The 8,886-nt window shown below is 35.2% G+C and carries 10 protein-coding genes; 6 read left to right on the forward strand and 4 right to left on the reverse strand.

Annotated elements, in window-relative coordinates; genetic code table 11:
- Positions 1 to 235: 235 nt before the first annotated feature.
- The 3 genes from AB1422_12960 to AB1422_12970 all read right to left on the reverse strand — a co-directional run bounded on the left by AB1422_12960 (position 236) and on the right by AB1422_12970 (position 1,802).
- Positions 236 to 499, reverse strand: a complete 264-nt coding sequence (locus AB1422_12960; GenBank protein ID MEW6620222.1) for a hypothetical protein — start codon at positions 497 to 499, stop codon at positions 236 to 238.
- A gap of 140 nt (positions 500 to 639) precedes the next feature.
- Positions 640 to 1,128, reverse strand: coding sequence for a cupin domain-containing protein (locus tag AB1422_12965; protein MEW6620223.1), 489 nt, complete (start codon positions 1,126 to 1,128; stop codon positions 640 to 642).
- A gap of 167 nt (positions 1,129 to 1,295) precedes the next feature.
- A complete protein-coding gene (locus tag AB1422_12970) occupies positions 1,296 to 1,802 on the reverse strand; it encodes a tyrosine-type recombinase/integrase (protein MEW6620224.1) in 507 nt (168 codons plus the stop codon).
- A gap of 429 nt (positions 1,803 to 2,231) precedes the next feature.
- Between AB1422_12970 and AB1422_12975 the strand changes: the two genes are divergently transcribed.
- From AB1422_12975 to AB1422_12995, 5 genes are all read left to right on the forward strand, one after another.
- Positions 2,232 to 3,116, forward strand: a complete 885-nt coding sequence (locus AB1422_12975) for an Rpn family recombination-promoting nuclease/putative transposase (GenBank protein MEW6620225.1) — start codon at positions 2,232 to 2,234, stop codon at positions 3,114 to 3,116.
- A 688-nt stretch (positions 3,117 to 3,804) separates the two neighbouring features.
- On the forward strand, positions 3,805 to 4,878 hold the full coding sequence (locus tag AB1422_12980; protein MEW6620226.1) for a tetratricopeptide repeat protein: 1,074 nt from the start codon (positions 3,805 to 3,807) through the stop codon (positions 4,876 to 4,878).
- Entirely contained in the window at positions 4,875 to 5,810 is a 936-nt protein-coding gene (locus tag AB1422_12985; protein ID MEW6620227.1) for a hypothetical protein, read from the forward strand. The genes AB1422_12980 and AB1422_12985 overlap by 4 nt, the downstream gene beginning before the upstream one ends.
- A 2-nt stretch (positions 5,811 to 5,812) precedes the next feature.
- Positions 5,813 to 6,820, forward strand: coding sequence for a DPP IV N-terminal domain-containing protein (locus AB1422_12990; protein MEW6620228.1), 1,008 nt, complete (start codon positions 5,813 to 5,815; stop codon positions 6,818 to 6,820).
- Between the two features lie 253 nt (positions 6,821 to 7,073).
- On the forward strand, positions 7,074 to 7,283 hold the full coding sequence (locus tag AB1422_12995; GenBank protein MEW6620229.1) for a hypothetical protein: 210 nt from the start codon (positions 7,074 to 7,076) through the stop codon (positions 7,281 to 7,283).
- A gap of 167 nt (positions 7,284 to 7,450) precedes the next feature.
- Here the strand turns inward: AB1422_12995 and AB1422_13000 are convergent, their stop codons facing one another.
- Complete coding sequence (locus AB1422_13000; protein ID MEW6620230.1) at positions 7,451 to 7,714, reverse strand: hypothetical protein; 264 nt, start codon at positions 7,712 to 7,714, stop codon at positions 7,451 to 7,453.
- 365 nt (positions 7,715 to 8,079) lie between these two features.
- Here AB1422_13000 and AB1422_13005 point away from each other — a divergent pair, with 365 nt between their 5' ends.
- The gene (locus AB1422_13005; protein MEW6620231.1) at positions 8,080 to 8,421 is read left to right on the forward strand and encodes a GxxExxY protein; all 342 of its coding nucleotides are present in this window, start codon (positions 8,080 to 8,082) and stop codon (positions 8,419 to 8,421) included.
- Positions 8,422 to 8,886: the final 465 nt, after the last annotated feature.

Here is an 8,886-nt window from a genome sequence, read left to right on the forward strand (position 1 = left end):
TACCGCTTCATAGTTCGTCTGTAATAACGCTTTCTCACATCTGTCTATACTTATCGCATCCCCTTCACTAATCTTCATCTCAAACATCCCATCCCCCTTCCTTTCTAATTCACTCCCTGCTGGCTCAGAACATTCCTCTATATCTACCTTTACTACAATCTTATAATTTCCCATTTGGTAGCCCTCCTTTTTTTATTGTTGCTACCATTTATATCGGCAAAATTAACACTTTTCTTTAACTTCTTATCCCATCATTATTGATAATTCCCAACCGCACAGGTCGAATTTTTTCCCTTATCCGCAATGAGCAGATAACGGGGTAGGGATGAGCGAAGTGCCCCTTTAGGGGCATAGGTTCGACAGGCTCACTACAAGTTTTGGCTTCAGCCCCGACCCACTTCGTGGGTGCCCCGCCGCTGATAGCCGAAGTGACGCAGAGCAACTTCCCTTTTTCAAAAAATCCCCTTTGAGTTACATAAAGCTTTCGCCTTTCGCTCATTCGCATCCCGATAACCAAAATGGAGCGAAGCGACATTTTGGTTATCGGCTGAGCGTATCTGAAGTTCCGAGCGAAGCGAGAAATTTGGGCTGAGTGCCGAAGGCACGAAGCTAGATACGCTCTGTTAGGCGAAGGCGCTATCATTTTTTCACCGTTTCATATAGACGTTGTTTACCACTATCACATTTTATTTCTATCAGCTCATTGCTTAAGCACGTATGAAAAGAAATAACAACCATTTCTCGTCCTTTCGGGTAAAATTCATGAGCTACATTGTTATCTATCACATACCAGCAATCTTCATTTTGCTGATTGAATAATCGCATCTCCTCGCAACGGCCGGCAATTTTGACCTCTCCTTTCCCTTCGACTATTACCGTGTGTTGAGTACTATTTGGATGATAATGAACAATAGAAAGAACATTCTTTTTGTTAACGAATACCCAGGCAGATTTGATGTTCTGTGGGAGTCTCTCACGAAAAGACTCTATTCTTATGGCACTCCCTATGAATGGTTCATTAGACTTTCGAAGCTGTAACTTGAGATTTTTAATAGTTTCTTTGATTGATGCGTCTTCTAATAATATTTTAACCACAGCACTTAGATCCTTCAAATATTCCTTTTCCATAAAGTTTCTCCTAATATTATCTAACTGGCGATTTCGCCTAACTTGTTTATATCCGAACAGGTTCGGATATACCCCCAATTTTGGGGTGATATCCGAAGTACTTCGGATATCCCAACTCTAGCTGAAAAGCCCGGACACCCCTTCTATTAACAATCTTTTGCCACCCATTACTTCCCTTTCTTCAGGTTCAAGGTATCCAGTGGACTCTTTATTTTCCCAATGTTTTTAGTACTCACATGGGTATAAATCTCTGTTGTCTTACTATCTTTGTGTCCTAATAGCTCTTGAATGTATCTTAAGTCAGTCCCGCCTTCCAATAAATGCGTAGCAAAATTGTGTCTTAAGGTATGTACTGAAACATCTTTTTTTGTACCAGCCTTTTTACACGCATCCTCTAATATCTTTTCAACTGTCCTTGTGGATAAATGTCTGCCTACTCTTGCTCCTTCAAATAACCACTTTTCGGGTTTATATTTCCTCCAATATCCTCTTAAAATTTCTAATGCTACTTCCGACAACATTACATAACGATCTTTTCTCCCCTTTGACCCTTTGATATGAATTAGCATCCTCTTGCTATCAACATCTTCTGTCTTTAATCTTACTACCTCTCCAACTCTTAATCCAGCAGAATATACAAGCATCAACATCACTTTATGTTTTAGGTTATTCACTGATAAAGGCGTTTAGAATCTCCTCAAAAGTTCCATTACTATCTGGAAAGCTCCAATATTTCTTATCAGAATGCCACCAGTGTTCCTTAATAGTCTTCATCTTTGCCACATAGTCAGGGTTATAGGGGGAAGTAACTATTATTCTACCATCTTAATTTCTACACCTTTCATAATTTCATTATAACAAAGTCCTTAAATATTGTCAACTTTTTTTCTATTGCTGCCTGTGATTCAGACACTGGACATCAGACTTATGTGCAGCAATTCTCGGTGAATTTTTAGAGACTGAATTCACCTCTGTTTAGGAGAGATAGAAAAAAATATTTTTCGTAAAGATTTTGAGAGAAAAATAAGGAATAATGAGCCTCTATCTAATTTTTCACCGAGAATTGCTGACTTATGTGAATTGTGCTTGACAAAAAGCTTTCCATGAATTATAATATGTATGATATAACTATTGAAGGAAGGAGTATTTGGATGCGTTTTTTAGATGTTAAAACAGATTATGCCTTCAAAAAGGTTTTTGGCTCTCAAGGAAGTAAGGATATACTTATTAGCTTTCTTAACTCGGTGATTGATTTTAAAGAGACTGAAAAAATCGTTGATTTAGTAATCGTTGACCCCTACCAAATACCATTAATCAAGGGGATGAAGGATACCTATGTCGATGTTAAAGCCAAACTCTCAAACCAGAAGAATGTCATTATCGAGATGCAGGTTTTGAATGTAGAAGGGTTTGAGAAAAGGATTTTATATAATGCGGCTAAGACATATTCAGCTCAGCTAAAAGAGACAGAATCATTTACCAGCCTTGAACCTATTATTGCTCTAACCATTACGGACTTTATCATGTTCGAGGATGTAGATAAGGTTATCACCTATTTCAATCTCATTGAAAAGGAGACTTTAATCAAATACCATGATGAAATCGAACTTGTTTTTATCGAATTGCCCAAATTCAAGAAGAATGAGGATGAGCTGGATTCAATCAAAGACAAATGGATATATTTTATAAAGAATGCAGGCAGACTTGAATATACTCCAGAGAGCTTAGTTAAAGAGATAGAAATAAAGGAGGCATTTGAAATAGCCAATACTGCGGGGATGAGTGAAAAGGAGTTAGAAATTCAATATAAGCGGCACGATTTTATCCGAATGCAAAGAGGTGCGATAGAGTTTGCCTTAAAACAAGGGTTAAAACAAGGAATACAACAAGGCAAAATAGAAGTAGCGAAAAGTCTTTTGAAATTAGGGGAGAAAGTTGAAAAAATATCCCAGGTAACGGGATTAACAATAGAGGAAATTAAGGGGTAACTATTCACCACGAAGAACACGAAGAAAATTAGATGGTCTCTGAAATTAATCACAAACTACACAAAGAATACACAAAGAAATAAAGGGAAAAAATTTATTCTCTCAAAAATCTTTGACTCTTTTGTGAAACTCTTTGTGGTTAAAAAATTGTAGTTATTGTCAGACACTACCGAAAATTACAAGACATTAAATTCCATTTCGTGTCCTTCGTGCTCTTGCGTGGTAAATAGTTACCGAATGGATTAAATAATCAGGGCACTCCTACGGAGTTAGAAAACATTTTTTGTGATTCAGTTCTACAAACAGTTAGAGCTCCTACGGAGCTAAAAGAGATGTCCTATAAAAAGACAAAATTCAGCATGGTAGAGGTAATCTGTTTGTAGAGAGAGATTTCACGAAGTTCAGAGGTTTAAAAAATTGCCCTCCACCCCTCTTTAAAATGGACAAAAATTGAGAAAAAGGAACCAATTGAGATTTGTAAGTTTTTTAAAATTAAGGACTTGTGTAACAGGAGGGCAATAAGAAAAGAGGTGTGTTTGTAAGTTTATTTAAATCAAGGTGTTATGAATTTCGTGAAAGGCATGTTGGAGATAGAAGATAGGAGGTAAGGAAATAGGCGTGAGGAGTGATGTTTTCCTTACTATCTACCTTCTACTCTCTACTTCCTATTTTCAGGGGAACATCAAAAATGTCCCAAAAGCAAATTTCTATCAGTTATATAAATAAAATACTTACCTTTGCTGTAATATCTCTTCTTATACTCATAACTATTAGTCTCTTACCTTCAGGAGTTAGGCATATTCAGACATTATCGCTCATTCATCAAGGTGATAGATATATGGGAGGAGGTATGTATGAAAAAGCTATTAATGCCTACCAAAAAGCAGAAAAGATAAATCCTGACTCTTCCCTCATCCACTACAAAATAGCCTCTGCTTATGCTAAAGCAAGGATGTATATAGAATCTATAAAGGAATTTAATCAAGGTATAAATCTTAATCCGAAGGACAAAAGGATAAAAAATGGATTAAATGTAGTTCTAAAAGAGAAAGATATGTTAACTGATAGATATTACAGTCAGGCACGTAACTCTTTTAATTTGAATAAATTGACAGAGGCAAAAAGAATCTTAGAAGATGGTTTAAAGGTAGTAGGAGAAGATAATAAATTATGTGAATTATTAAAATCAATTGAAAAAAAATTACTTCAAGAATCTGTAGTAGTGCAATATCCAGCACCATTATTAGCAAAAGCAGAATCAACAATTTCCAAAGATGAAACCTTACCTGTTGAAAAAAGAATAGAGGATAGAGTTGTAAAACAACCGACTAAACCTCAAGTTACAAAAGAAGAAAAGGCAGAAAAGAAATTCACAGCAGGAGATGGAGTAACAGTAATTAGTAATCCAGTGACTGCCAACATACCTTCAGATGTAATAGTAGCAATATATGATAAGCACGGAAGCATATATACAGGTGCATATTGGGTAGAATATGACCAGATAAATAGAACCAAAAAATTAGAATTAAAATATACCCCAATTACTATCCATTTTAAATCAACGGACCCTTTAGCCACTTTACCTGCTGATTATACATTTAACCCACCTGAATCCTGTATTCATACATTTGAGAATTTAATTCTTAGAACCCCGGGTAAGCATCTGGTAACAGCAATAGCCACTCAAGAGGGAAAGAGTTGGGCAGTTGGTTTTGATGAAGTTCTGGTATATCCAGCAGGTAAGATAGAAGGAGTAAAATGAAGGATATATTTATAAAATTAGGGATAATTTCTTTAATAATACTTATTGGTTGTGGAAAGAATCCTGCGGTAGTAAATTTAAGAATAATAAATGCACAAAAGATAACTGAAAAAGGAGGAATATCTCCTATCTGGTCACCTGATAGTAAAAAAATAGCATTTATCTCTCCTGCTGGAAATATTTGGATTACATCCCTTGAAAGTGGAGAAATGCAACAAATAACAGATGAAGTAGTAGGTGCTGGATATGAATATATATCCTGGTCGCCTGATGGGAAAAAATTTGCTTTTAACAATGAAAACGATATGGGAATAATGAATATTGATGGGACAGATAGAGTAATTGTAGTCGGGCACTCGGCTGCTTCTCAACCACAATGGTTGCCAAAAGCAAAGAGGATTGTTTTTATGTTAGCCAGTACTTATGCGATGATAAATATTGATGGAACAGAATGTAAATATATAGGTGGAACTTTAGGATTAGCTTATCTTGGATACTGTTCTGGATTCCCACCTAAATGGGCATTTTCTTTATTATCTAATGGAACTCAAATGCTTATAAATACCACAGAGTTAAGTCGGGGAAAGGACCAAAAAGTGAAATTTTTCCCCGCCGGTATTGGAATAGTGGAAGTTAAATGTGAATCCGCCGACAATCTTAATGTTCGAATGTTACAGAAATTAAAGGGAGTGGTATCAGGTGCTTCCTGTTCGCCTGATGGTAAGTTTATTGCCTTTTCACATTTAGGGTATATCTGGATAATGAACGCTGATGGAACAGGTTTGACTCAATTAACTTCGTCTGAATTAGGTAATGTTAAAGCAGGACCTGTTTTTTCACCCGATGGTAAAAAGTTAGCTATAGTCTTAAGTAAAATTGGAGATTCTTACGATAATATCTGGATATTAACTTTGGGTAGGGAGAAAGATTAGAGATGTTTTGGAACAGAATTCTTATTATTTATTTACTATTTATAATTGGCTGTTCAAATACTAATTTACAGGTTAAAGATATAATCTGGATTGGGCATTCTGATGAGTCAAATTATAGTTGGTCTAATGATGGACAATGGGTAGCTTTTGGATGTCAAGGAAACCTCTGGATTGCAAATATTGAAGGGAGAAAGTTTCGCTTAACATTTAATAATGGAAAGGATCCATCCTGGTCTCCTGATAACAATAAAATACTTTATATTTTTGCTGGAAATCTTTGGGTGAACGATATAAATTCCTTTAAGGATATTCAATTGACTACTGATGGAAAATCTTCTGAGGTCAGGTGGTCACCAGATGGTAGAGCGATTGTATTTGTAAAAGAGGGAAATATTTGGGTGATGAATAGTGATGGTTCAGGGCAGAGACAATTGACCACAGGTAACGACTGTAATCACCCTCTATTTTCTCCTATGGGAGACAAAATTGCTTTCTCTTCTTCAAGAAGTGGTGGCATGGAAGCAGATATTTGGTTAATACACCCAGACGGAACACCACTGCGTAAACTATCAAAGGGTGGTAAAAATATGGTTTGGTCTCCTGATGGCTCAAAAATTATATGTAGTGGTCCCTGGACAGATGGTAGATATTATGGCCATGCATTTTATATCATCGATGTTACTACTCAGAAAGTTAAATCTATAAAGATTTTGGAAACTACTCCTCCATTATTTTATATACCATTACTCTTTTCCTCTATCATCATTGGTGATATTAATTATACCAATTATTCTCTCTCATGGTCTCCGAATGGTTCAAGGATTGTCTTTGATAATGAGATTAGAAGAAAAACTAATATCTATGCAATAAGTAGTAGTGGAAGAGATTTATGTCAGTTAACCTCAACAGGAGATGCAACCAGGCCAGTTTGGTCTCCGGACGGTAATAAGATTATGTTTAAATCAGGAGATAACATTGGGATATTAGTTCTTAGCGAGCAGGATAAGTAGGAGCAAACTGCCTATTCATCTTAACCCAAATTTTAAGTTATTCTACTTGTTAGGGAAAAAATCAGAGTCAAACCTGAATGGCACTGTTTTATTTAATTTTTTCTTAAGTCAGTGCCATTCAGGTCTGACCCCAATCTCCCATTCAGATTTTCGTAAGCGTTCAGGTGGTGTAACAAAAGGAGATGTGGAGATTAAGGAGATAGGGAGATATTATTATAAAAAAATTGAAATTAATAGAAACTAATAGAAATTTATGGAAATTTGTTGTTTTCCACAATCAATTTCTACCTATTTCTATAAATTTCAATCTATTTCTATTATCTTATCTCCATATCACTCTTATCTCCTTATCCCCTTTCTTACACTTTTGATATATAGCCTGAACGGTTACGATTTTTTAGCTTTTTTTTCAAAAATTCACGAAACTCCAGTTTACTGGAGAACTTGCATCTTGCGTATTTAAAAGTAAGTTCTCCAATTGGAACATGAGACTCTCAGAGTGTGAGTAAAAGAGAAACTTCTCTAAAAAAATACAATTAGTGATGGGTGTGTTTTGCTCGATATTGGTCAATGGCAAACCAGACTCCGATGATTAATACGATTAATAGTACCGCAAATACTCCTGTCATTTTATTCTTTCCTTTCATCTTTGGGACAAACTAAAATTCCCAGAATAACTGTTAGCCCAATTCCACATAATAGTAATATTCTCAACCAAATAGCAAATTTAAAAAAGAATTCACTGGCAAAAGCCGCTGCAATAACAATCTTATTAATATCCATTAATGTTCTGGCTAATAGTTCTCTTCTTTTATCAGTAAAGACACTTATTCCTCTCGCCGTAGTAATTTTAATTTTATCATACTTTTTTATTTTGTCAACAAACTTTTGCACGAAAATATTTATACTCGATATTCAAGTTTTTTTAAGATTAAGTGGTTTATCCTTTTTTAACCGCAAAGAACGCAAAGAAATTAACCGCAAAGAACGCAAAGATTATAGTGCTCTGTTAAGATTGAATTTGCATGTTAGTTAGGTGATCGGTAATCAGTAATCGGAGATAACAGGCCATTGTTTTCTCTTCACCGATAACCTGATAACCGATAACTTTCTAAACATAGCAAAGCAAACTTAACAAAGCAATAGGTTGTTCACCACCTTATTTTCCTTCCTTTGCGTCCTTTGCGAAATCTTCCTTTGCGCTCTTTGCGGTTAAATCTTTATACCTTTAAAAAACTTGAACATCAAGTGATAGGATTATTAATGCCTGTATTAATGTCCATAAAAAGTTAGGACATGGTTTTCTGGAGAGCATCTATCACAATACCTTGAAGGTTGAGTTTGCAAGACAGAACATCATCTTTGAATCAGAAAAAGAAGTCAAGATATTCTATCAAGGTGTTGAGGCTGGGATTTATAGACTTGATCTTTTTGTTGAAGATGAGATTGTGGTAGAGATTAAAACTGTTGAGGAGATAAGTGGGAAGTATTATAATCAGGTTAGATCATACCTTAGAGCAGTAGATAAAGAAATAGGGTTACTGGTAAATTTTGCAGACTCCAGGATTGATGTCCGAAGAGTGGAGCAAGAAAAAGTTTGAGCCATTTCTCCAATTCTCCCTTTTCCCCATTTCTCCTTGTTTACACTTCTAATATATAGCCCTGTAATGTATAGCCCTGAACGGTTACGCAAATTTGCCAAAGTTCAGTAAAATTATCTCTTTCCTTTCAGCGTTAAAATACTTGAAGTCCTTTTTGAAATTTGATTTGTAATTTTGCATTTTGATATTTGATATTTGATTTAATTTCAGGTCTAACTCTCAGAATATTTTTTACCCATAAATTTTACACGCCCCCTTTCAGAATTAATCCTTGACAAAAGCTTGATTTTATGGTATCCTAACATTAAGGGATATAATAATTTGTAAGCGTTCAGGTAGTGTAACAAAAGGAGATGTGGAGATTAAGGAGATAGGGAGATATTATTAAAAAAATTGAAATTAATAGAAACTAATAGAAATTTATGGAAATTTGTTGTTTTCCACAATCAATTTCTACCTATTTCT

It is taken from the genome of bacterium, from assembly GCA_040757115.1.
GTDB lineage: Bacteria > UBA9089 > CG2-30-40-21 > CG2-30-40-21 > SBAY01 > JBFLXS01.

Coding starts and splice junctions, on each gene's coding strand:
- AB1422_12960 (MEW6620222.1), bottom strand. CDS start 499: ATGAGCGAAAGGCGAAAGCTTTATGTAACTCAAAGGGGATTTTTTGAA.
- AB1422_12965 (MEW6620223.1), bottom strand. CDS start 1,128: ATGGAAAAGGAATATTTGAAGGATCTAAGTGCTGTGGTTAAAATATTA.
- AB1422_12975 (MEW6620225.1), top strand. CDS start 2,232: ATGAATTATAATATGTATGATATAACTATTGAAGGAAGGAGTATTTGG.
- AB1422_12980 (MEW6620226.1), top strand. CDS start 3,805: ATGTCCCAAAAGCAAATTTCTATCAGTTATATAAATAAAATACTTACC.
- AB1422_12985 (MEW6620227.1), top strand. CDS start 4,875: ATGAAGGATATATTTATAAAATTAGGGATAATTTCTTTAATAATACTT.
- AB1422_12990 (MEW6620228.1), top strand. CDS start 5,813: ATGTTTTGGAACAGAATTCTTATTATTTATTTACTATTTATAATTGGC.
- AB1422_12995 (MEW6620229.1), top strand. CDS start 7,074: ATGGAAATTTGTTGTTTTCCACAATCAATTTCTACCTATTTCTATAAA.